This window comes from Pseudomonas sp. R9.37 (assembly GCF_963878885.1).
Taxonomy (GTDB): domain Bacteria; phylum Pseudomonadota; class Gammaproteobacteria; order Pseudomonadales; family Pseudomonadaceae; genus Aquipseudomonas.
Genome location: NZ_CAWNZA010000022.1, coordinates 652,881 through 676,562, shown reverse-complemented (window position 1 = coordinate 676,562; position 23,682 = coordinate 652,881). Strand labels below are relative to the sequence as shown.

18 protein-coding genes are annotated in these 23,682 nt (G+C 62.0%); 3 read left to right on the top strand and 15 right to left on the bottom strand.

Annotated elements, in window-relative coordinates; all coding sequences use genetic code 11:
• Window positions 1-144 precede the first annotated feature (144 nt).
• The 4 genes from AACU78_RS15290 to AACU78_RS15275 all read right to left on the bottom strand — a co-directional run bounded on the left by AACU78_RS15290 (window position 145) and on the right by AACU78_RS15275 (window position 7,765).
• Window positions 145-3,042, bottom strand: coding sequence for a TonB-dependent receptor (locus tag AACU78_RS15290; RefSeq protein ID WP_256586921.1), 2,898 nt, complete (start codon window positions 3,040-3,042; stop codon window positions 145-147).
• Window positions 3,043-3,156: 114 nt separating this feature from the next.
• Window positions 3,157-6,111: a TonB-dependent receptor gene (locus AACU78_RS15285; protein ID WP_106576638.1), complete on the bottom strand. Its 2,955-nt coding sequence runs from the start codon at window positions 6,109-6,111 to the stop codon at window positions 3,157-3,159.
• A 191-nt stretch (window positions 6,112-6,302) separates the two neighbouring features.
• A complete protein-coding gene (locus AACU78_RS15280) occupies window positions 6,303-7,256 on the bottom strand; it encodes a FecR domain-containing protein (RefSeq protein ID WP_106576637.1) in 954 nt (317 codons plus the stop codon).
• On the bottom strand, window positions 7,253-7,765 hold the full coding sequence (locus tag AACU78_RS15275) for a sigma-70 family RNA polymerase sigma factor (protein ID WP_106576636.1): 513 nt from the start codon (window positions 7,763-7,765) through the stop codon (window positions 7,253-7,255). Before AACU78_RS15275 ends, AACU78_RS15280 begins: the two co-directional genes overlap by 4 nt.
• A gap of 255 nt (window positions 7,766-8,020) precedes the next feature.
• On the opposite strand from AACU78_RS15275, the gene solA reads away from it, so the two are divergent.
• The gene (solA, locus tag AACU78_RS15270; protein ID WP_106576635.1) at window positions 8,021-9,184 is read left to right on the top strand and encodes an N-methyl-L-tryptophan oxidase; all 1,164 of its coding nucleotides are present in this window, start codon (window positions 8,021-8,023) and stop codon (window positions 9,182-9,184) included.
• A gap of 386 nt (window positions 9,185-9,570) precedes the next feature.
• On the opposite strand, the gene AACU78_RS15265 is transcribed toward solA, so the two are convergent.
• From AACU78_RS15265 to AACU78_RS15230, 8 genes are all read right to left on the bottom strand, one after another.
• Window positions 9,571-10,197, bottom strand: a complete 627-nt coding sequence (locus AACU78_RS15265; protein WP_106576634.1) for a glutathione S-transferase family protein — start codon at window positions 10,195-10,197, stop codon at window positions 9,571-9,573.
• A gap of 68 nt (window positions 10,198-10,265) precedes the next feature.
• The gene (locus tag AACU78_RS15260) at window positions 10,266-12,005 is read right to left on the bottom strand and encodes an OPT family oligopeptide transporter (RefSeq protein ID WP_106576633.1); all 1,740 of its coding nucleotides are present in this window, start codon (window positions 12,003-12,005) and stop codon (window positions 10,266-10,268) included.
• Window positions 12,006-12,228: 223 nt separating this feature from the next.
• A complete protein-coding gene (locus AACU78_RS15255; protein WP_106576632.1) occupies window positions 12,229-14,286 on the bottom strand; it encodes a methyl-accepting chemotaxis protein in 2,058 nt (685 codons plus the stop codon).
• 347 nt (window positions 14,287-14,633) lie between these two features.
• Window positions 14,634-14,924 (bottom strand): DUF3144 domain-containing protein, encoded by a 291-nt coding sequence (locus AACU78_RS15250; protein WP_106576631.1) that lies wholly within the window; start codon window positions 14,922-14,924, stop codon window positions 14,634-14,636.
• 94 nt (window positions 14,925-15,018) lie between these two features.
• The gene (locus tag AACU78_RS15245; RefSeq protein WP_106576630.1) at window positions 15,019-15,591 is read right to left on the bottom strand and encodes an ATP phosphoribosyltransferase regulatory subunit; all 573 of its coding nucleotides are present in this window, start codon (window positions 15,589-15,591) and stop codon (window positions 15,019-15,021) included.
• A 265-nt stretch (window positions 15,592-15,856) separates the two neighbouring features.
• The gene (locus AACU78_RS15240; protein WP_106576629.1) at window positions 15,857-17,080 is read right to left on the bottom strand and encodes a DUF1444 family protein; all 1,224 of its coding nucleotides are present in this window, start codon (window positions 17,078-17,080) and stop codon (window positions 15,857-15,859) included.
• A 101-nt stretch (window positions 17,081-17,181) separates the two neighbouring features.
• Window positions 17,182-17,877, bottom strand: a complete 696-nt coding sequence (locus AACU78_RS15235) for a tRNA (adenine(22)-N(1))-methyltransferase (RefSeq protein ID WP_106576628.1) — start codon at window positions 17,875-17,877, stop codon at window positions 17,182-17,184.
• A 24-nt stretch (window positions 17,878-17,901) separates the two neighbouring features.
• On the bottom strand, window positions 17,902-18,612 hold the full coding sequence (locus AACU78_RS15230) for a FadR/GntR family transcriptional regulator (RefSeq protein WP_106576627.1): 711 nt from the start codon (window positions 18,610-18,612) through the stop codon (window positions 17,902-17,904).
• A 347-nt stretch (window positions 18,613-18,959) separates the two neighbouring features.
• Here AACU78_RS15230 and AACU78_RS15225 point away from each other — a divergent pair, with 347 nt between their 5' ends.
• Window positions 18,960-20,321: an MFS transporter gene (locus AACU78_RS15225; RefSeq protein WP_106576626.1), complete on the top strand. Its 1,362-nt coding sequence runs from the start codon at window positions 18,960-18,962 to the stop codon at window positions 20,319-20,321.
• 19 nt (window positions 20,322-20,340) lie between these two features.
• Window positions 20,341-21,666 carry a glucarate dehydratase gene (gene gudD / locus AACU78_RS15220; protein ID WP_106576625.1) on the top strand — a complete coding sequence of 442 codons (1,326 nt, stop codon included), beginning with the start codon at window positions 20,341-20,343 and terminating at the stop codon, window positions 21,664-21,666.
• Between the two features lie 96 nt (window positions 21,667-21,762).
• On the opposite strand, the gene AACU78_RS15215 is transcribed toward gudD, so the two are convergent.
• The 3 genes from AACU78_RS15215 to AACU78_RS15205 form a co-directional block, all read right to left on the bottom strand.
• Complete coding sequence (locus AACU78_RS15215; RefSeq protein ID WP_106576718.1) at window positions 21,763-22,143, bottom strand: addiction module antidote protein; 381 nt, start codon at window positions 22,141-22,143, stop codon at window positions 21,763-21,765.
• A 4-nt stretch (window positions 22,144-22,147) separates the two neighbouring features.
• The gene (locus AACU78_RS15210; protein WP_106576624.1) at window positions 22,148-22,447 is read right to left on the bottom strand and encodes a type II toxin-antitoxin system RelE/ParE family toxin; all 300 of its coding nucleotides are present in this window, start codon (window positions 22,445-22,447) and stop codon (window positions 22,148-22,150) included.
• A gap of 138 nt (window positions 22,448-22,585) precedes the next feature.
• Complete coding sequence (locus AACU78_RS15205; protein WP_106576623.1) at window positions 22,586-23,509, bottom strand: ABC transporter substrate-binding protein; 924 nt, start codon at window positions 23,507-23,509, stop codon at window positions 22,586-22,588.
• Window positions 23,510-23,682: the final 173 nt, after the last annotated feature.

The window sequence follows — 23,682 nt, the reverse complement described above, 5'->3', positions numbered from 1 at the left end:
GAAAACACTGAAGATCACGTGTGGGCGCTGGCTTGCCTGCGATGAGGCCCTGTCAGTCAGTATTTCATCGACTGATCCACCGCTATCGCCGGCAAGCCAGCGCCCACCGTTGACGTGCTTTGTTCCTGAGGCAGTACCTCACCCTCAGAAGTTGTAGGAAACCCGGCTATACAACGTGCGGCCAAACGGGTCGGAGTAACGCGGGTCGTAGCCACTCTGAAAGGTCGAGGTCTGGTTGCTGAACGGTGGTTCGCGGTCAAACACGTTCTGCACGCCCACCGTGACCTGCGCGGTGTCACGCCAGGTGTAGGTGCCGGCCAGGTCCCACACGCTCCAGGCGCCGACCTTGTCGTGGAAGGCGCGGTTGTAGTCGTTGTAGCCACTGGTGTAGCGGTTGGTCAGCGAGGCGCCGAGCGGGCCTTTGTTCCAGGTGCCGGTCAGGCTGTGACGCCAGCGGGCGACGGCGCCGGCCGAGGCAAAATCGCCGCCGCGAAAGTCGCCGGCCTTGTCGATGTAATCGCCCTTGAGCTGCTGCTGGTACACGTAGCGATCCACGTAAGTGCCTTGCAGGTTGGTGCCGAACTGGCCCAGCCGGGACTCGGGAAAGCGGTAGTCGAGGCTGACGTCGACGCCGTTGGTCTTGACCTTGCCCAGGTTGGCGAGCCCGGTGACGATGTGGTCGATGGAGCCATCGGCCTTGCGCACGATGCGGTCCGAGTACAGGTCAGGCTGTTCGAAGACCGCCGACTCCGGGAACTCGGCGATCTGATTGGCGATCTTGATCCACCAGAAATCCAGGCCCACCGACAAGTTGGTGATCGGCTGATAGACAAAGCCCAAGGTCACGTTGCGCGCGGTTTCGGGGCTCAGGCTGGTGTTACCGCCACTGCGGCTGAAAAACTGCTGCGCACAATCGCGGTTAGCCAGGCCACCGTTGCTCGGCGAGCCGCCAGCGCACAGGCGCGGGTCGTTGTAGTTGGCCACGGTAAAGCTGGTGAAGTTGGGGTTGTAGAGTTCATACAGAGACGGCGCACGGAAGCCTTCGCTGTAGGCGCCACGCACCACCAGTTCGCGGAACGGCTGGAAGCGGAACGAGTATTTGGGGTTGGTGGTGTTGCCAAAGTCACTGTATTTGTCGTGACGCAGCGCTGCCGACAGCTCGAGGCTGTCGATCACCGGCACGTTGACCTCGGCGTATTGCGCCGACACCGTGCGATCCCCCGCCACCGTCGCGGCCGGGTCGACGCCCAGGCTTTGCACGTTGGCGGCAAAGTCGGCGAAGTCCTGGTGGAAGTCTTCCTTGCGGTACTCACCGCCCAGCGCCAGGGCCGACGGGCCTGCGCCGAACCAGTCGCCGATGTCGCGGCTGATACGGCCATCGATGCTTTTGACACGGCCGACGGCAGAGCCGTAGTCGCCGTCTACCCCGCTGGCGCCGAGCAACGCACTGCCGGCCGCCGTCTGCGGACCGAACGGGTTGATCACGCCGGTGTTGATGCCGCTGGCAACCACACGGTCGTCCACATAACCGCTTTTGATCGTGTTGGTGACTTTGTTCTGGTTGTAGGCCGCGCCGACGTTGTAATCCCAGCCCGCCAGCGTGCCTTCGAAGGTCAGCAGCAGGCGCTGGCCGACGTTATCGTCTTCATGCTTGCGTGGGCCCACTTCACTTTCGCGCCAGTTCACATCGACCGGCTGCGTCGGGTCGAGGGCAAACTGGGTCGGGCCCGGTGTGATGCCGTTGCCTGGGTAGAACGGCGTGCCCGGTTGCACTTGCAGCCCTTGCAGCAAGCCGGGGCCGATCTGGGTACGGTTGAGGTTGCGTGCCCAGAAGTACTCGAGGCTGACGGTATGCTCGTCCGCCAACTTGCCGCTGGCTTTGCCGAAGAACGAAGTCTTTTCGGTTTCTGGCACCAGGTCCAGGTAGCTCCACAGCGATTGGCGGCAGATGCCGCTGCGGGAAATCAGCCCCGGTGCATTACAGCCGGACGCCGCCAACGGGTTGCTCGCGTTCGCGCCCTGGCTGTAGTTGGCCGGTGAGGCGATGCCCGATGAATAATCCAGGCCACGGCCCGGCTGGTAGTTGTAGGTGTAGTCGCGGTCTTTGGCCTTGAGGCTTTGCTGTTTGTCGTGGCTGACCACGCCGAACACGTTGAAGCGGTCTTCTTCCAGGTCGCCAAAACCCCAGCTGCCACTGAAGTTATTGGTTTCACCGCCACCGGAGCGGGTTGGCGTGCTGCCGCCCAGGGTCAGTTGGCCGTCGGTCACGCTTTTTTTGGTGATGAAGTTGATCACCCCGCCGATGGCGTCCGTGCCATACAACGCCGACGCGCCGTCGCGCAGCACTTCCACGCGGTCGATGGCGGCAAACGGGATGGTATTAAGGTCTACACCCGAGCCGTTGATTGCACTGGTGGCGTTGTTGGCCAGGCGCCTGCCGTTGAGCAGCACGAGGGTTTTGTTCGGGCCGATGCCACGCAAGTCGGCATAGGCCGCCCCCCCGCTGCTGGAACCGATCGAGCGGCCGGAGCCTACCGAGGACTGGTTGGCGGAAATACGGCTGATCAATTGCTCGGTGGTGGTGACGCCCTGTTTTTTCAGCTCTTCGGTGCGCAGGATGGTCACCGGCACGGCGGTTTCCGCATCAACCCGGCGGATCGCACTGCCGGTGACTTCGATGCGCTGCAATTGCGGGATCACCGACGGGCTTTCTACCCCGGCGGTGACCGGCGCAATCGTTGCCTCGCGCGGTGCGGCGCTCAGCACAATGCCGCTGGCGCTTTCGCTGTCTTGCAGGTCGGTGCCCTGCAGGGCGATTTGCAGGGCTTCACCGGCGCTGAGGTCACCCTTGATCGCCGGTGCATTCAGGCCACTGACCAGGCGTTGTTCGAACGCGATCGGCTTGCCGCTTTGCTGGGAAATACTCAGCAGCGTTTTGTCGAGCGACCCGGCGGGAATGTCCAACGGGCTGGCCGCCGCGCTACCGGCGACCAGCGTGGCGGCGAGGCTGAGTAAAAAACGTGTGGGGTTTGGCGTAAGCATGCGTCGAGGGCTCCCTGTCCTTTGTCTGGGTATGCAGGGTTGTGCGTCGATGCCGGTTTTTTTATAGAGCGCCGTTTAGACCGTTAACGCATGTCCTTATGCGTTAGCGACACCTCACTTGCCGAAGTGATAACTCACGTCCAGCCAGACTTGCCGACCATAGGGGTCGTAGTTGCCCACCGGGTAATACGGCCAGGCGGAATCATCATGCTTGTAGGTGTTGAGCAGGTTGTTGACGGTCAGGCCAACGCTGGCCTGGTCATTGACCTGATAACGCGCGCTGGCGTTGAAGGTGGCCCAGGGCGACAGGCGCCCGTCGCCGGCGCCATTGGTCACGCTGCCGTACCGGATGCCGGTCAGGGTGGTGGTAAAGCGTTGGTAATCCCAGGTCAGGCTGGCGTTGACCTTGCTGCGCCAGTCGTAGTTGTTGGTGCTGCTGCGCAGGTTCTGGGTTTGCGCCTCATCCGATTCCTTGAGGTAGTGGGACAGCACCAGGCTGTAGCCAATCACCGAACTGAACGCGCCGTACTCGCCTGCGCCCCAGCGGATATTGCTCTTGAGGTCCAGGCCGCTGGCGCGTTCGCTGGCGGCGTTGATGGCATTGACATACACCTGTTGCAACTTGTTCGGATCGACCGCCGCGTTGCCGGCATTACGCTGCACACGCGCCAGCACATCGGCGCAGGTGGCGGCGTCGAGCAGGCCATTGCGGCACTGGTCTTCCTGTTGCAGCAGGCGGTTGATGTCAACGGTGGTCAGCAGGTCCTTGATCTGCACGCGCCAGAAGTCAGCGGACACATCGAACTGATGCGAGGGCGACCAGACAACCCCATAAGTCCAGGATTTACCGCGCTCCGACTCAAGGTTCGGCGTGCCGCTCTGGGTGTAGTCAACGCGCCCGCGATCACAGGCGCCTTCAAGGCCTTTGCTGCAACCGTAGTAGTCGATCTGGTCCGGTTTGTAGCCTTTGCTGTCGGCCTGATAGAGGTAATTAAGGTCCGGCGCGCGAAAGCTGGTGCCGTAGCTGCCGCGAAACAGCAGGCTGGTGATCGGCCGCCACTCAAGGCCCAGGTTGTAGGTTTTCTGTTGCTCGGAACGGCCACTGAATGTGTATTGGTCCCAGCGCCCGGCGGCCGAGGCCAGCAGCGTGTCGGTGAGCGGAATGCTGAACTCGCCGCCGGCGGCATAACGGTCACGCGAGCCGCCGGAATTGGCCGCCGGCGTGGTGTTGTAGAAGGTGCCGTCATTGAGCTGGTCATCGACATGTACGCTGTAGGACTGGCGCCCGACTTCAGTCACACCGGCAAAGCCGACCGGTCCGGCCGGCAATTCGAACAGGTCACCGTTGATGTTGGCGCTGAAGGTTTGGGACACCGACTTGCTCTTCTGCACCAGGTTGCCGCGAAACTGCCGCCATTGCGCTTCAGTCAAGGGCTGGTCGAGCCGCGACGGGTCCGGGGCAAATACCGGGTGGCCGTCCTGGGTGCCCAGTTGCGGCCCCAGGTAGTAATCGCGGATGCCGCTCAACGGCGTGTAGCGGGTGTTGCGGTCGCTGGTGTACTCGGAGCGGTTGGCGGCGATCTGGTAACCCCAGTCACTGTTGGCGAACTTGTCTTCCAGGCCCAGGGTGCCGGTCCAGGACAGCTCGCGCCATTTGCTGTTGTTGGAGGTCTTGCCGCCAATTTCCTCACTGGCGAAGTTACGCGACCAGCGCTCCAGGTTGCCGGTGTTCTGGTTGATGAAGTCCGGCGAGGTAAAGCTCGGGCCGCGCGTGTTGTTCTGGGTGTGATCAAAGCCAAACATCAGGTCGGCAAATACTTTGCCGCTGTCGCTGAAATGCCAGGTGCCACGGGTGTAGCCGTCGTAGTTCTCCTTCTCGGCCTGGAGGGTCGAGTAATCGTTGTAGTACTGGTTGGTGGTGCAGCGGTTGCCGGTGTTGCCCAGTTTGCCGTTGTAGATGCCGCCATAGGCTGCGCAGCCGGGCCCCAGGTACGCGCCGCTGTCGAGGTTACGCCGGTAGCCGACGTTGACCGCCGGGCCGTCGGTCATGAAGCCGCGCTGGTTGCTCCAGATCGGCTGGCGGTTGGTCAGTTCAAGGCCGAACACACCGTCGAAATCGCCCCAACTGTCGCCGCCGCTGATCTGCAGTCGCTGGTTGTCGCCACCGCCGCGCTCGGCGTAACCGCCGCGCAGGTTAACGTCTACGCCGCTGATTTTGTCCTTGAGGATGATGTTCACCACCCCGGCAATGGCGTCGGAGCCGTACACGGCCGACGCGCCACTGCTGAGGATTTCGATGCGCTCGATCATCACCGCCGGGATATTCGCCAGGTTAGTGAAGTTGACCGCGCCGTCGTACGCCGTGGGGTAGTCGGCCACGCGCCGGCCGTTGATCAGCACCAGTGTGTGGTTGGGCCCCAACCCGCGCAGGTTGAGGGCGCTGGCGGCGGGCTGGAAGGTGTTGCCGTAGTCTTCGCCCTGGGTCATGCCGGTGTTCTGGGTTTGCGAAGCGATGGCGTCGTAGACGTTCTTGTAGCCACGGCTGGTGATTTCTTCGCCGCTGATTACCGTGACCGGCGACGGCCCTTCGACCTGGGCGCGGGCAATGCGCGAGCCGGTGACCACGACTTTTTCCAGGGCCACATCGCCAGGCACTGGTGCGAGGGCGACGGCCGCAGCAGGTGCCGCCTTGATGCTGGCGGCAGGCGCCTTGGCCGCGCGGCGCAGCACCCAGCCGCCGTCGCCGCTTGGCACCGCGTCCAGGGCCGAACCGCGCAGCGCCTGTTGCAGCGCTTGCTCGGTGGTCAGGCGCCCCCGCACCGCGGCACTGGTAAGGCCTTGCACCAGGTCTTGCTGGAAGGCGATGGTCTGCCCGCTGTTGCGCGACAGGTTCAGCAATGCCTGGTCGAGGGGACCGCTGGCGATATCGAAGTCATAGGTCTGGGCGTGCGTGGCCGCTGCCGGCGACGGCGACTGGCCGAACGCCAGGGCGCCATGCCCGGCCAGGGTCACGCCAAGGGCCAAAGACAGCGCCGCCAGCGATGAGCGATTGCGGTGTTTGAAGTGCATGGTTGAGCTTCCCCATCAGTGTTATGCAGTTGATGGGTTGAACAACCAATCAGCGGTTTTTATAGACGGGCGTTAGGCTAAAAAGGCATGGGTTTATAACAGCAAAAACGGCTGTACGCGGGCTGATAAACCTCTGCCTGCACTGGGTTGTGCAACTGCCATGGGATTTTTATAGGGCGCCGTGCAATGATTTATCGGCGCTCGATACTGACCCAGTACGGGCTGTGGTAGTCGACCTGCACCGGCAACGACTGAGCCAGCAATTGCAGGGCACGCTGGCTGTCGTCCAGCGGGAAAATCCCGCTCAAGCGCAGGCTGGCTGCCTCGGGGCTGATGCGGATAATGCCGCGCCGGTAGTCGCGCAATGCGTCCACCACTTCACCCAGTGAGCGGTCCCGCACTTCCAGCAGGCCTTGCGTCCACGCGGCCTCGCCACCGCTGGCGGCTTCCAGTTTCAAAATGCCCTGCGCGTTGAACGTGGCTTTCTGGCCGGCGTTGATCACCTGCACGGCGCCGCTGCGCGTGGTGATTTCCACTTGGGAATGCAGCATCGTGATTTGTGTCTGGCCGTCGCCCTGCTGCACCTGAAAACGCGTGCCCAAAGCGCGCATGCGGCCGTGCTCGGTCTCGACAATAAACGGGCGCAGCGGGTCCTTGACCACGTCCACCAACAGTTTGCCGTCGAGCAACGCCAGCAGCCGTTGCCGAGCGTCGAAATGCGTGATCACCTTGCTGCGCGCATCCAGGCTCAAGGCGCTGCCGTCTTCCAACGTCAGGTTCAAGCGCTCGCCCGTGCCGGTGCGCAGGCCGTCGGACGGCAGCCAGGTGTCGGACAGCCGCGTGACCAGGCTCGCACAGGAAACGAAGCCCACCAACGCCAGGGTATTGCGCAAAAAGCGGCGACGGCCCGAGGGCGCATTCAAGGTGTGCAACAGGCTCTCGCGCGGCATGCGCCGCAGGTCGTCGTTGCCCAGCGCCGACACGCCACTGCCCATCATATTGATGACCTCGGCCCGCCGTGGGTCGCCCTCGCGCCAACGGCGGAACGCGTGGTGCTCCTGGGCACTGGCATGCCCCGATTGCAGCAACGCCATCCATTGCGCCGCCTCATCGATCATCGCCTCATCGGGCGGGTTGGTGCTCATGGCTGCGCCATCGCCAGGTAGCAACGCTTGAATGCATCGGCCATGTACTGCTGCACCCGGCTCACCGACACCTGCAGCCGTTCGGCAATTTGCGCATAGGTCAGCCCATCCAGTTGGTGATACAAAAACGCTGCCTTGGCCTTGGCCGACAAGCCGTTGAGCAAGCGGTCGACTTCAAGCAATGTCTCGATCAGCAACAAGCGCTCTTCAGGCGACGGATGCACCAACTCCGGCGCCAGGGCCAGTGCTTCCAGATACGCCCGTTCCAGGTCCTGGCGGCGCCAGCCCTCATACATCAGGCGCCGCGCAATGGTGGTCAACAATGCGCGTGGTTCTCGAATGGCCGCCGGGTCCGGCAACGCCAGCACCCGCAAAAAGGTTTCCGAGGCAATATCCTGCGCCCCGTGCGGGCATCCCATCGCCCGGCCAACGCGCGCGCACAGCCAGCTGTAATCGCTCTTGAACATCTGACCAATCAGACCGAAATGCAGGTTCTGATTAACACCCATTGCATGCTCCGTGCGGATAACGGCCATTCAGCCTTGCTGTCGAGGAACGATGGAGATCCATCGCTGGAAAGGCGGACTTTGCATGAAGGCGGTATAGGTTAGGAAAGAATAAAAAATTGCAAAGGGCTTTGTAATTGGCATATGCAGAACGCGTGGCCCAACGCCGCAAGGCGAGGCCCCCGTGCCTGATGCCCATTGTTTTTTCTGCCGTCTTGGCCTCAACTACTGCCCTGCCCTCAGACGCGAGTATCAACCTTGGAACGCTATGAATCGCTGGTCATCGGCCTCGGCGCCATGGGTGCCGCCACGGTGTACCAACTGGCCAAAGCCGGTGTAAACGTTGCCGGTATCGATCGCCATCACCCGCCCCACTCGTTCGGCTCAAGCCACGGCGATACGCGTATCACGCGGCTGTCGGTGGGTGAAGGCGCGCAGTACGTGCCCATTGTGCGCAACTCGCACCGTATCTGGCGTGAGCTGGAGGCGTTGTCCGGGGAGGCGTTGTTCGAGCAGTCGGGGCTGTTGGTGCTGACCTCCCGCGATGACTTCGACCCCAGCGATGAAACCGACTTCACCCGGCGCACCATTGGCCTGGCGCAAACCTATGGCATCGAACACGAGTTGCTGGATGCGACGCAGATTCGCCAGCGCTTCGCGCAATTTTCCCAGGTGTCGGACAGCGCCATTGGCTACTACGAACCCGGCGGCGGCTTTGTGCGCCCGGAGCGGTGTATCGCTGTGCAGCTCAAGCTGGCCGAGCGGCACGGCGCCACGCTGTACAAGGGCGAGACCGTCACCCAGATCAGTTCGGACGCGCACGGCGTGACGGTGACCACCGACAAACGCACGTTGCAGGCCGACAAGCTGGTGGTGAGCGCGGGCAATTGGGCGGGCGGTTTGCTCGGGGCGCCGTTTGATCGGTTGCTCAGCGTTTACCGCCAGCAACTGTTCTGGTTCGCGCTTGAACCGGGTGCCGATCTGGTCGGCAAATCGCCCACGTATATCCTCACGCATGGCCAGGACCAGACCCACTATGGGTTCCCGGCGTTGCCCGGCGAAGGCAGTTTGAAGCTGGCCACGGCGCAATATCACACCACCTGCACGCCGCAGACGCTGGACCGCACGGTCTCGGCGGCGCAAGCGCGCGCGATGTATGAGCAGCAGGTGCAGGGCCGTATCGCCGGGGTGACGGCCGAGGTGGTGAAGTCAGCGGTGTGTGCCTACACGGTGACGCCGGACCACCATTTCATCATCGACGAGCACCCATCGCTGCAGCACACACTGGTGGTGTCGCCGTGTTCGGGGCATGGCTTCAAGCACTCGGCGGCACTGGGTGAAGCGTTCGCGCAGTGGTGCATACGGGGGTCGAGTGACCTGGATTTGTCGTCGTTTTCGTTGAAGCGCTTTGCGAACAGCTGAGAAGCCGTTCTTGGTGGGCTGTAGGGGCTAAGGCGTTGTGAAGCGCGGGCCTGATGTGGCGAGCGGGCTTGCCCCGCGTTGGGCTGCGCAGCGGCCCCAATGGAGCAGAACGCGGTGTGTCAGGCGGTACTCGGCGGCTGGTTTGGGGCTGCTTCGCAGCCCAACGCGGGGCAAGCCCGCTCGCCACATCAAGCCCGTTTGCCACACCAGGCCCGCTCGTCACACCAAGCCCGTTTGCCACACCAGGCCCGCTCGTCACACCAAGCCCGTTTGCCACACCAGGCCCGCTCGTCACACCAAGCCCGTTTGCCACACCAGGCCCGCTCGTCACACCAAGCCCGTTTGCCGCACCAGGCCCGCTCGTCACAGGGGTAACGCCTGCGCTTTTATTGGGCGAAGGCGTACTCGCCGCCCTGCTCCACTGCCTTGCGGTAGGCCGGGCGCGCCTGGAAGCGTTGCACCCACGCGGCCAGGTTCGGGTAGGCCTGCAACTTGCCTTGGGCCTTGGCGATTTCGCCGATGAAGCTCATCTGGATATCCGCGCCGCTCAGCGCGTCACCCACCAGGTATGGCGTATCCGCCAGCACGTCGTTCAGGTAGCCCAGGTAGTTGGCCAACTCCGACTCGATGCGCGGATGCAACGGTGCGCCCGCTTCACCCAGGCGGCCGACGTAGAGGTTGAGCATCAGCGGCAGCATTGCCGAGCCTTCGGCGAAGTGCAGCCATTGCACGTACTTGTCGTAGGTGGCCGTGGCCGGATCGGGCTGCAGGCGGCCTTGGCCATGACGGCGGATCAGGTAGTCGATGATCGCGGCGGACTCGATCAGCACAAGGTCGCCGTCTTCGATCACCGGGGATTTGCCCAGCGGGTTGATCGCCTTGAGTTCGGGCGGAGCTAGGTTGGTTTTCGGGTCGCGCTGGTAGCGCTTGATCTGGTAAGGCAGGCCGAGTTCTTCGAGCAGCCACAGAATGCGTTGCGAACGCGAGTTGTTGAGGTGGTGGACAGTGATCATAAGGGCTCCGCTGAACGAGAGTGGGTATCCAGGTAAGAGACTACGCTGTCGCGGGGGAGTGCCATGGATTAATTCGCAACCATCGCCCACAACGACGCGCCGACCCCGGTGATGCTCTCCCCGGCGATCAATCCGGCCGCCGCGGTAATCGCAAAACGTTCGGTGAGACTCGGCCAGCGGCAGCTCGCCAACCACGTCAGCACCGCGCCGAGGGCCATCATCAGCGACACCGAAGCCGGCAGCACGAAGGCCAGGCCCAAGGCCGCGGCGCTGGGCAGATACCGGGCGCGTCGGGCCGACAAAGTGCTGTCGAGAACGCCCAGCAACACGCCAACCGCACCCGCCAGGCCAATCGCCCAACGAATGCTCACCGACAATGAATCCAGGCCATGGGTCAGGGTTTGCGCCACGGCCTTCCAGGTGGCGACCGCAGGTGCCGGCCACTCTTCGGTGAGCAGCATGCTTTGCGGGTCGGGGATCAATGCCAGGTAGGCAAATACGCCGACGATGCTGCCCACAAAAATCCCCAGAATCTGCGCGATCACTTGCTTGCGCGGCGTGGCGCCAATCGCCTTGCCAACCTTGAAATCGTTCATCAAGTCCGTGCATTGCCCGGCCGAGCCGCCGGCGGTGTTGGCACTCATCAAGTTGATCGGCACTTGCCCCGGCGCAACGATGCCGAAGCTCAGCTGGGACAATTGCCCGATGGCGCCAATCGGCGGAATGCCAGTGGCACCCACCACGCGCGCCGCCACGGCGGCCAGGCAAATCGCCAGGGGAATGGTCAGCAAGGCCATCCACAGGTTGATGCCGAACAACAGCGCCTGCAGGCTCACCACCAGCACAATCGCCAGTGCAAAACCGGCGGCAGGCCCAACCTTGGGCACCGCCCAGGGCGTGCCGCCGCCGGCTTTGGTGGACGTGTGCAAGGCCCACAGACGGATCGCCAGCGAGGCCAGCGTCGAACACACCATCAGGCTCACGCCGGGCCACAGCAACCATTCCACCAACGCGGCAAATTGGGGGCCGCTGCTGTCTGCCGGCAGGCTGACCAGGCCTTGCGCCAACAGCCACGGCCCCAACCCGCCCCAGGCGAGCAAGGCGCCAAGCAGCAGAGTCAGGCCTACGCGAATCCCGATGATGCCGCCAAAGCCCAGCAACAGCAGCGAAGGGTCGGCGGTAAACGTCAGGCGCTCAAACGCCGCGCTGGGCGACCAGCGCGGCAAGGCCCACATAAACGTATCCACCCACTTGACCAGCCCGGACAGCAACGCGGCGCCGAGCAGCACCTTCAAGCGCGTGGCGGCTTCGCGGCCGTGGTTGTAGATGTGCAGCAGGGTTTCCAGGGTGGCCATGCCCTCGGGGAATTTCAGCGCGTTGTCGTTGAGCAGCGAGGGCCGCAGGTACCAGGCAATCCAGATCCCTAGAAAGCTCACCGAGAACACCCAGGCGATCATCGGCAAGGCGTCCAGCGTGTGGCCGGTCAGCAAGGTGTAGGCCGGGATCGGCGCCACCAGCCCGCCGGAGATAATCGAGGCGGCGGCCGAGGCAACGGTCTGGTTGATGTTGCTTTCGTGCAGTGTCCACGGCAGTTGCCCGGGGCTGCGCCTGGCCAGGCCCTGCCAGATGGCGTAGCCGACCAGCAAGGCGATGATCGACATGTTGAACGACCAGCCGATCTTGAGCCCCGCGTACACATTCGAGGGCGTGAGCAGGATGCCCAGCACGACCCCGGTAATCACCGCGCGCAGGCTGAGTTCGCGTTCCACGGGGGCGGTCAGGTCGGGTGATGGCGGGGTTGAAGGCATGCAGATTCCTTTCGGCAACGGAACAGGGTGTCTTGATAAGTGAGCCCTGTTGGCGCTGAAGGTTCATCTAACGCGCGGTGCTTTCATTCAGAGCGCACCGCGTTGAGGGGGCGCAGCAGGCTCAATTAGAGCGATGGGGTTTTTCTGATAGTCCTCGTTGTCTGGGTTTGGGGCCGCTTCGCGGCCCGACGCGGGGCAAGCCCGCTCGCCACAGGGGGGATGGTCAGTCCAGGCGAAAGCGCGCGGTGTTTTCACTCAGGGCGCGGCTGCCTTTGCTTAAGGTGTCGGCCGCCTGGTTCACCGCGCGCGCGCCGTCGAGCAAGCGCCCTGCGGCCTGATCGACCTGCTGGATATTGCCGCTGACTTCATCCGCCGTCGTCGCCTGTTCTTCCACCGCCGCCGCGATCTGCGCCAGGGTGTCGGTGACGTTTTGCACCGCGCCGGCAATTTCGCCCAGGCGTGTGCCCAGGCCGGTGACGGACTCGGCGTCAGTCAGCGCCTGGTCGCAGGCGGCGCCCATCAGCGTGACCGCCTGGCTCACCGTCGCGCGCAGGCTGTCCACCGTGCCGGCGATCTGCGCCGTCGAAGCCTGGGTGCGTTGCGACAGGCTGCGCACCTCATCCGCCACCACGGCAAACCCGCGGCCTTGCTCGCCTGCGCGGGCGGCTTCGATGGCGGCGTTGAGTGCGAGCAGGTTGGTCTGTTCGGCAATGCCGCGAATGGTGTCGACCACCGACTGAATCTGCTGGCCCTGCTGGCTGACTTGTTCCAGCGCATTCGCCGTGTCGGTCAGGCGCTGGTTGAGTTGCTGGATACTCGCCGTGGTGCGCTGGCTGTCGCGGCTGCTGTCTTCGGCGATACGCCGGGTTTGCTGGGCGCTGCCGGAAGCCTGTTCGCAGCTTTTGGCGACGCCCATCGAGGTGGCCGCCAGTTGCGTGGCGGCGGCGGCGATCTGGCTGATCTGGTGTTGCTGGTCTTCGACTTCGGTCAGGGTGCTGCCCGATTGCGCGTTGAGGGTGAGCACCGCCGAGCCCAGTTGCTGGGTCTCGTGGTTGACGCCCAGCAGGCTGGTGCGCAGCTGCACCACGGCGACGTTGAGCGCGGTGCTGATTGCCGCCAGTTCATCGCGACCTTCCACCGCCACTTCGACGCACAGGTTGCCGTCACGCAGGGACTCGGCGAGCGTGGTGATGCCACTGGCACTGCGACGAATCGAAGCCTGCAGGCAAATAAACAGGTACAACGCCGCCAACGCCAGCAGGCTGAACGTGGCCACCACCGGAATGAACTCCCTGAGCGAGCGGTCACGGTAATAACTCAAACGTTCATCCAGCGAGTGCAGCGACTGGCTGCGCAGTGCGCCCAACGCGCCGAGGATGCTGTCGACACTGCGATCAAAGCCTGCGGTGTCGAGCTTGATGGTGCCGCCAAACACGCCGTCGTCCAGGCCTTTGAGTTCGTTATCGAGCAATTGCAGGCTGGTGTCGTATTGCGCCGTCCACGGTTCCATCCCGGCGTATTGCTTGGCTTTGAGCGACGCGGCGGCCTTGACCAACTGGTCACGTGCATCGCCGATTCGGCCGCGCAGGTCGCGCATCTGCAAGCGGCTTTGCAAGGTGAATTGCCCGGAGGCAATCGAGGACTGGCCGACGCTCGCGGTGCGGCCGATACGCTCGATCAGGTCCGGCGTGTGCTGGGTGGAAATCTGCATCAGCAAGTAGGTTTCCAGCCACGGGTCGAGGATCAGGCCGGCGTCCAGGGTGATCTGCTCGCGCAAGGTTTGCATCGCAGTCAGGGCGGCGGTGAAGCGGTCATAGCCGTCCGGCCACCAGCCCACGGTGCGCAGCGATTGGGTATCCATGCCCTTGACCGTCGCCTGCAACGCCTCAAAACGGGCCAGGGTGTCGGCGCTGGCGTTGTGGGTCTTGAGCGCATCGCCCAAGGCTTGCAGGCTTTGCACAATGGCCGGGTTGCCGGCATCGACGTTGTCCATCGCCGCCTGCGCGGCGGGGGTTGGGGTGTGCAGAATATCCAGCGCTTTCCAGCGGGCAGCCAGGTTGCGTTGTGCGGTCAACTGCCCATCCAGGGTGTCCAGGGCCAGCAGTTGGCGCACGCCGGACTGCTCGCTGGAAATCACCGCTAATTTGTCGCGATAGTCCTGGCCGATCAGCCACAGGCTTCCGGCCAGGGGCAGCATGAACAGGAAAAACAGGATCTGGAACTTGCGCGCAAAACCGAAACGGCCAAGCAGGCGGATACCCGGTGATAAAAGACTGTGCATGGCCGACCCACTCCCCCAAACAACCTGGATATGACTAGAAGCAAAATGCCATGTCATTGATTGGGAAGGTACTAGCAAGATACGGGCCGTTGGTGGCGGGTCGCGAAATAGGCGGCTTGGCGAGGTGACGGCGCTGTGGCATGCGCGAAAATGGGGCAAAAGCACTCAGTGTGCAGAGTGGAACGGTAACCCGGCTTTCCAGGGAGGCTGGCTTGCCCTGGAGGGCTCTGGGCACTGACCTGCCCGACCTGGCGTGCAAGGGCATCTGAAACAGCCATGGATATCCATCGGCTGCTGAAGAAAGGGCAACTCAACGTACAAGAGCAAGTGGAATCGGTGCCGACGAGCTATTTGACCAACATGTACTGACTGAAATTATTGATGTGATCATCCAGATTGTCCTCAAGCATCATCCGGTACTGGTCACAGAAATACTTCAGCATCGCTTCCCGCGCATCGGCCATTTCGGCGCCGGACTTGAAATTGCGTGCACTGGCCCAGGCGTTGAAGCGCGTGGTGCCGAACATCATCGAGGCGCTGACCTCGCCGAGGTTTTCACAGGTTTTGAGTTGTTCGTTCGACAGTTCGATGTGTGCGTCTGCACGGTCGTAGAAGGCTTGATCGGTGGTGTCGGCCATGGCGGGGTTCCCGGGGTGAGCAAAGGGTGGCGGCTATTGGAGCATATCCGGCGGCCGGATAGGAGACGCCTCCGGGTGGAGGCGTCCTTGCACATCACGCCAACGCAAGCACCAGACGCTCAAGCCCGATGCCGAACCCGGCGCCTTCGCGGTATGCACCGCCGCCCACCACTTGTTGCTGAGCACCCAACGCGGGGCAACGCACCTCGAAGCCATTGCCTTGCAGGTAGTAACTCAACCCGCGTTTGACGGCCAGATTAAGCTCATAGTCAAGGTCCAGCGTGTCGAGAAAACCGGTGCACAGCGCTTGGCTGCGCTGCAACGCCAGCGCGGGCTCAGGGCTGAGAATTTCCAGCCCCAACTGAGTGAACTCCCGGTAGCGCCCAGCTTGCGGCCGCTCATACCGGTAACACCGCGCCACGTAGAAAAACATCGCCTCCGCGCGCGCGCCAAGCAATTGCGTGTTGCGCTCCTGGAACAGCGCGGTGGCTTCCGGGATCAGGCAACACTGACGTCCGGCCTTGTCATCGAAGGCCCACATCTGCCCGATGATTTCACTGCCGCCGGCTTTTTCGATAAACGTGTCCTGGCCCCACAGGGCCGGCACGATGACTTCTTCAGCGCCCGCGTCGATGAAGATAGCTCCGAAAACGCGCCTCGATCTCACGCATTGTCGCGGCTTCTTTGCCCGTCACTATTCGGGTACCCCGTAGCATTGTCATCTGTTGAATCTCCCTTTTTACAAGCAATAAAAAAGGCGCCATCGGCGCCTTGGGTGGTGGTTCATCGAGTGATCAGAGGTTCTGGTCAATCAGTGAGCGCAAGCAACCGCGGCACCTTGGGCAAGCTCCGTGGGGGTGATGGCGGTTGCTTTGCGAAAATTCGGTCATGGGCGATCCTTGCACAGGTGGGCGACGCGTGACAAGCCGGCGTTAAACCAGCGGCGTCAACTGACTCAATTGCTCAGGCGTTGGAAAACCCAGCGTGCGATAGCGCGCCGGGTACAGGCTCGCCGGCGCCAGCAGGTCGCCCAACTTGGCCTCAAGCTCAGCCCATTCGACCACTTGGGTCTGGGCGGTGCCATCGGGCTGGATCTGCACCAGCGCCACGCGGTCGGTCTTGGGCAGCAAGGTGTCGACGGTTTCCGTCCAGCTACAGAGCGAGAAGGTCTTGCCGTGACTGTCCTTTAACTCGAACAACGTGTAGGTCGCGACAAACACGTCGATCTTCTGCTCATCGTGAAGGATGTCGAGCTGCTCTTTCTGCGTGTGGTAGTTGCCCTGCAGCAGCATGTGTTCGAGGCTCGCCATGCGCGCCTTGAGCGCTTCATCCTGGCTGATGAAAGGCACGATCCGTTGATCGTCATAGGTGTAGACCTGGCTGGACACCGCGCGCCCGCTTTCCATGGCCTTGAAGCTGATCTCGACCATGTGCCGAATGCCCGCTTCATCCTTGTCACCGGTCACCATCAGGATGTCGCGGGTCGGGATCATGAACACGGGGCGGCCCTTGATGGCCGCACGCTGCAGGACATCCGGCAGCAGCACGCGGCTGGTGTCATAGCCGTCATTCCAGCGGCCGAGGTAGAGGCCGGGCACGATTTCGTCAAACGCGTCCTGGGTCGCTTCACGCAGATTGCTCACCGCCACCGCCAATGCCTCGTCCAGGCTCACGCCCCACTGTGGATCAGGCCCCTCGGTCAGGGTGGACGTAGTCTCGGGGTAGTCCACCGCCAGCAGGGTCACGCAGTCGGTGCCCAGCGCCTGGTGGACGGCGGTGTACGGCGCATCCCAGCCCTTGTTGCGGACGTGATGAAGGCGCACTTCTTCGAGCATCGCCAGGTTACGAATCACCGGCCGCAACAGCGGCCTGACGCCTTCGAAGGTTGGCGGGGCTGGCTTTTTGTAGCCGAGCAGGGTCGATACATACCCTTTCAATACGTCAGATTTGTGCGCTTTTTCGGCGCTCTGATAGTCATTGAATGCGTTATGCAGGTTGAAGTAGCTACCGTCGCCATGCTTGAGGCGGAACTCTTTGGGCACGTACTCAAGAGGTTCGCTGAAACCCGCTTCGCGAGCCGCCTTGATGACTTTCTCGGCGAACGCGTCTTCAGTCAGCGGGCGATTGAAAAGTTTGTCGAGCAGGGAGCCAAACATACGCAGCGTCCTCCATGGGTGCGAGCCGTCCATCATGGGCGGCGCAAGAGACCGGGTAAAGCGCCGGTCTGGGATGTGTGACCCTGTTCACTGTTGCCAGTTCAAGCCAGCAGCTGGGTGATCCAGCGCGCCTGCTGTTCAATCTCCTGCACCTTGTGCTGGGGCACCGCCTGCCGGGCCTGCTCGAAGCTGGCCAGGGTCTTGTGTTTCTGACGCAACATGCGTTGCCACTTGCCCAGGAACTGCGGGCTGCGCGCCTGCATCTGCAGCGGACCGAAGTACAGTTGTTGCGCCGTGTAGACCAGCGGCTCAGCGCGTTCGGCGACGATGATTTCGTAGTAAAACCGGTTCTCCTGCAACAGCTCCTCGCGCACGATCCGGTAGCCGTTGTCCATCAGCCATTGGCGCAAGGGTTGTTCGCCGCCATTGGGTTGCAGGATCAGGCGTTCCTGACCGCTCAAGTGCGCCCTGCCGCTGTCGAGGATGTCGCGGATGGTTTCGCCGCCCATGCCGCACAGGCTGATCGCGGTGATTGCGTCCGCCGGTTCAATGGCCGCCAAGCCATCAGCCAGCCGCACGCTGATGTGCTGCTCCAGAGCGTTGTCGCGTACCGTGCGTTCGGCCGCGTGAAAGGGCGTGGCCGCCACCTCACCCGCCACCGCCGCTGCGATCGCGCCGCGACGCATCAAGGCTACCGGCAGGTAGCCGTGGTCCGAGCCGATATCGGCCAGGCGCGCACCCGCCGGCACGTTTGCCGCCACGCGCTCCAGGCGCATGGACAATGTGTGTTCGTTCAACGGTTGTTCCTTATCAGCACAACATTACACACCCGAAAACCGATCCCGGCTGTTGGTCAGGTGCAGCACCATGGCCGCGCGCGCGGCGTCCGGGTCCTGGCGCTTGATGGCATTGAAGATCGCTTCGTGCTCCAGGTTTGCCAACTGACCGAGCTTGGCAAAATCGGCGCCGCCGCGCTCGGCGCCCTTGACCTGCGTGCGCGGGATCATCGCATTGCCCAGGTGCAGCATGATTTCAGTAAAGAAGGTGTTGCCGGTGGCCTCGGCGATCAGTTGGTGAAAGCGCTTGTCCTCCTCCACGCAACTGTCGTTGTTCGCCAGCGAAGCCTGGTAATCATCCAGCGCTTCGCGCATGCGCACGAGTTGCTCGTCACTTCTGCGCACAGCGGCCAGCGCCACCGCTTGTACCTCCAGGCCCAGGCGCAGCTCGAGCATATTGCGCACGCTGGCGACGGTGTCCACATGCAGTCGCAAGCCCTGTTGCGCAGGTTGCTCCAGTACAAAGGTGCCGATGCCGTGGCGAGTCTCTACCAGGCCTGACGCCTGCAACTTGGAAATCGCTTCGCGCACCACCGTGCGACTCACCCCATGCTCAAGCACGATGGTGGATTCGGACGGCAGTTTTTCACCGGGCTTGAGCTGGCCGAGCAGGATGCGCTGGGTCAGCGCATCAACCACGCCCTGGGCCAGGTTATTGGAACGTCTACGGACCAGGGTTGCGTTTTCAATGGGCATCGCTAGGGTCCACGGTTGGGCTGGACGGAGCTTAACACCCCGCTTGGCGGCAACGTTGAGTTGATTCAAAAAATGCCTAACTTGTATGACAACTAAACTCGCTATCCCTTAGCCCAAAGGGCGTCGGTGTCGCTTGGCGGGTGGCGCTCACACCGTCTCGACACACCCTAAACGGCGCAACAACCCAATAAACGCTGAGCAAATAACCAAAACACCTATTAAATTCTCTCGCTTATAAGAACAAATACACCCCACGCCGCATTGCGAAAAAAAGAAAGTAACTTGTATGATGTCTATCAACAAAACCCGCAAACCCGCATAAAAATAAATCAGGGGAGTTTTGAATTGTGACCAATTCAAACCATGCATCTGCCGCTTCACCCAGCGACTCAGTACTCACGCGCGCCGTGAGCAAAGTGAAGGGCCATGTGCTCCCACTGTTCGTGATCATGTTCATCCTCAACTACATCGACCGGGTCAATATCGGCTTCGTGCGCACGCACATGGAGCATGACCTGGGCATCGGCGCGGCCGCCTATGGCCTGGGCGCCGGGTTGTTCTTTATTGGCTATGCGCTGTTTGAAGTGCCCTCCAACATGCTGCTGCAAAAGGTCGGTGCGCGGATCTGGCTGACGCGCATCATGTTCACCTGGGGCATCGTTGCCACGCTGATGGCGTTCATCCAGAACGAAACACAGTTCTACATCCTGCGCTTTCTGCTGGGCGTGGCCGAAGCCGGGTTTTTCCCTGGGGTGATCTACTACTTCACTCGTTGGTTGCCGGGTGTGGAGCGCGGCAAAGCCATCGCAATCTTCCTCAGCGGTTCAGCGGTCGCCTCGCTGATTTCCGGCCCGTTGTCGGGCGCACTGTTGCAAATCGAAGGCTTTGGCTTTCACGGTTGGCAATGGATGTTCGCCATTGAAGGCCTGGCCTCGGTGGCGCTGGGGTTCTTCGTGTGGTTCTGGCTGGACTCCAAACCCCACGACGCCAAATGGCTGACCCGCGAAGAGCAGGACACACTGGTCGGCGCCATCGACCAGGAACAACGTGAGCGAGAAGCACTGACCACGGTCAAACCGACCATTGGCAAACTGCTCAAGGACCGCCAGATCCTGCTGTTCTGCGCCCTGTACTTCTGCATCCAGCTGACGATCTACGCGGCGACCTTCTGGCTGCCGAGCATCATCAAAAAAATGGGTGACCTGAGCGACATACAGGTCGGGTTCTTCAACTCGATCCCATGGCTGATCTCGATCATCGCCATGTACGCCTTCGCCTCGCTGTCGGGCAAGTTCAAGTTCCAGCAAGCCTGGGTCGCCGCCGCGCTGTTGATTGCCGCTGCGGGCATGTTCATGTCCACCACCGGCGGGCCCATCTTCGCCTTCGTGGCGATCTGCTTCGCGGCAATCGGGTTCAAGTCCGCCTCGTCGCTGTTCTGGCCCATTCCCCAGGGTTATCTGGATGTGCGCATCGCCGCGGCCGTGATCGCGTTGATCAACTCCATCGGCAACCTGGGCGGTTTCGTGGCCCCGACCACGTTTGGCTTCCTGGAACAAACCACCGGCTCGATCCAGGGCGGCCTCTACGGCCTGGCCGGCACCTCGGTGCTTGCCGCGATCCTGGTGTTTTTTGCCAAGACGTCACCCTCGGCCGTATTGACCTCTGCCAGCGCTGTGCCAACGGGCGCCGCCATCAGCAAACCTCTTTGAGCTTACTTAGGACATTGCCATGAACACTCCTGTAGTCACCCATTTGCAAGTCATCCCGGTGGCAGGCCACGACAGCATGCTGCTCAATCTGAGCGGCGCCCACGGGCCATTTTTTACCCGCAATATCGTGATTCTCAAGGACAGCGCCGGCAACACGGGCGTGGGCGAGGTGCCCGGTGGCGAGCGCATCCGTGAAACCCTTGAAGATGCGCGCAGCCTGGTGGTCGGCCAGCCGATTGGCCAATACCAACGCGTCCTTAACCAGATGCGCAGCACCTTTGCCGCTCGCGACGCCGCCGGTCGCGGCCTGCAGACCTTTGACCTGCGCATCACCATTCACGCCGTCACCGCCATGGAAGCTGCGCTGCTCGACCTGTTGGGTCAGTTCCTGGAAGTGCCGGTGGCGGCGCTGCTGGGTGAAGGGCAGCAACGTGATGCGGTAAAAATGCTCGGCTACCTGTTTTATGTCGGCGACCGCACGGCCACCTCTCTGGCCTACCGCAACGAGGCCGACGCCGATGATGATTGGTTGCGCCTGCGTCATGAGCAAGCCATGACCGCCGAGGCCGTGGTGCGCCTGGCCGAAGCCGCCAAGGCCAAATACGGTTTCAATGACTTCAAGCTCAAAGGCGGCGTGCTGAGTGGCGATGAAGAAATCGAAGCCGTCACTGCCCTGGCCGAACGCTTTCCAGATGCACGCATCACCCTTGACCCCAACGGTGCGTGGTCACTCAAAGAAGCCATCCGCCTGTGCCGTGACCAACACCACGTGCTCGCCTACGCCGAGGACCCCTGCGGTGCAGAAAACGGCTACTCGGGTCGCGAAGTCATGGCTGAATTCCGCCGTGCCACCGGGCTTAAAACCGCGACCAACATGATCGCCACCGACTGGCGCGAAATGGGCCACGCGATCCAGCTGCAATCGGTCGACATTCCGCTGGCCGACCCACACTTCTGGACGATGCAAGGCTCGGTGCGTGTGGCGCAGATGTGCAATGAATGGGGCCTGACCTGGGGTTCGCATTCCAACAACCACTTCGATATTTCCCTGGCGATGTTTACCCAGGTGGCCGCCGCCGCACCGGGAGACATCACCGCCATCGACACCCACTGGATCTGGCAGGACGGCCAGCACCTGACTAAGGCGCCACTGAAAATCGAAGGCGGCTACGTAAAAGTGCCCACCCAGCCTGGCCTGGGCGTGGAGATCGACATGGATGCAGTGGCCAAGGCCCATGAGCTGTACAAAGGCATGGGCCTTGGAGCGCGGGATGACAGTGTGGCGATGCAGTTCTTGATTCCGGGCTGGCGCTTTAATAACAAGCAGCCTTGCCTGGTGCGTTAAGACTTAAGGACAACGGCGATCGAGGTGGGAGCGGTCGAGCTTCAGCGAGGCTACGAAAGCTCGACCGCTCCCACATTTGATCGTCGTGATTCGATATCAGGGCTTACCGGCTGCCACCGGCTTAGCCCTTGTCGCCTGATTGACAGCAATCGGTTGCACAGTGAGCTCAACGCCTAACGCCAGCATCAGCTTCTGGATCGTCTCATAGCGAGTCTTCGAGCCGCCTTTGAGGGTTTTGTACAGACTCTCCCGGTTGACCCCTGCCGCCTCAGCCACCTTGTTTACGCCTTGGGCTTTGGCAACCTCGGCAAGCGCCTTCATGAATATTTGCGGATCTTGCGCCTTCATGCTTTGCGCGAGATAGGCACTGATAACTTCCGGGCTGTCGAGAAAGCGCGAAGCCTCATAAACACGGGTGCCGGACGTATCAAGATCGAGGATCGGCATGTCCTCGGGTTTGAATTTCGATTCGCTCATTTCATTAACCTCTGAGGGCATCGAGGATCTCTTTTGCCCGTGTGATTCCCCGCTTCTGGTCGGTTTTATCGCTGCCCCATAACATCAGGTAAGCGGTAATGCCCGTCCGTACAAAGTAAATTCTGTAGCCCGGCCCGACGAAAACACGCATTTCGCTCAGGCCTTCACCGACTGGCTCGCAATCGCCAAAATTGTGTTCTTCGGCGCGGTCCAGGCGCGTCAGAACAGCCGTTCTTCCCCAGACATCCTTCATGCCGTCGAGCCATGTATCGAACTGCGGCGTCCTGCCGATCAAGTTGGTCACAGATTCACATGTAGCCTACTGGCTACTCCTCGCTGATGCTAGTTAATTTTTTGTCCCGGTGCGCACCGGAATAAAAAACCTAGCCCAGCCCAGGCATAATCAGCTTGTCGATACCATTAGCGCTTATTCCCGTTACGTTTAAAGTGCCCGATCAAACAGTGGCGTCACGTCATACCGCTGCTTCAGCATCTGTGCATCCACCAGGAAATCCGCCGTGGCCTGGGCTTCGCTGACAATCGTCGGCGAGATCGGCAGTACCTTGATCGCATCACGCTTGAACCACACTTTGGCAATCTCCGGCGCCGACTGGTTGGCCTTCGACCACGCCTCGGCGTACTCATCGATATGGCTGTTGCTCCACACCCGTGCGCGGGTAAGGCGCGCGACAAAGTCTTTGATGATCGCGCCTTTCTGCGCCAGCGCCGGCTCATACGCAACGATGTAGGTCGGCGCGCTCATCAAGCCCTTGGCGTTGCGGATCAGGCGGCTGCCCTCTTTCTCCTGCAGCGACACGTAGGGTTCCCAGGTGCCGAACGCATCGATGTCGCCCTGTGTCAGCGCCAGGCTGGCCTCGGCCGGCAGCAGGTATTTGAAGGTCACGCTGTTGCGCGGCACGCCGGCTTCGTCGAGGGCTTTGTAGGCCAGTTGCTGGCTCCACGAACCGTTCCAGATCGCGATGGTTTTGCCTTTCAGATCGGCCACCGACTGGATGCCTTTGCGCGCTACGATGCCGACGCCGTCAAGGCTGGTCTGGGTGCTGGCGACCACTTTCACCGGCGCGCCATTGGCCGCCAGGCTGATCACCGGCGTGTCACCGACAATGCCCACGTCCAGCGCGCCGCTGGCGACCGCCGAAGCCACTGGGGAGCCAGTATTAAAGCGCTTGAAGTCGATTTTGTAGGGCAAGTCCTTCAACTCGCCTGACAGCTCCAGAACAATGCGATTGGAGAAAAACTGATCGCCCACGGTGAGCGTCAGCGGCTCTGCCGCCTCGACCGAAGGACCGTGCAGCGTAAGCGCGGCCAAGCCGAGCAGGGCAAGCAAGTGTCGACGATTGATCATGAATGCACTCCACACACGTGAGGGCTGACTCAACCATCTGTGGGCGTGCAGTCTGGTGATGAGAAAAGGGTTTGGAAGGTCGCCAAGAACGGCGCCCGTAGAAGCTAACGCAATAAAAGCACGGGGTTTAATACTGTTGCGCACTATCGATAGAACCGCCGCGCAGCTCCATA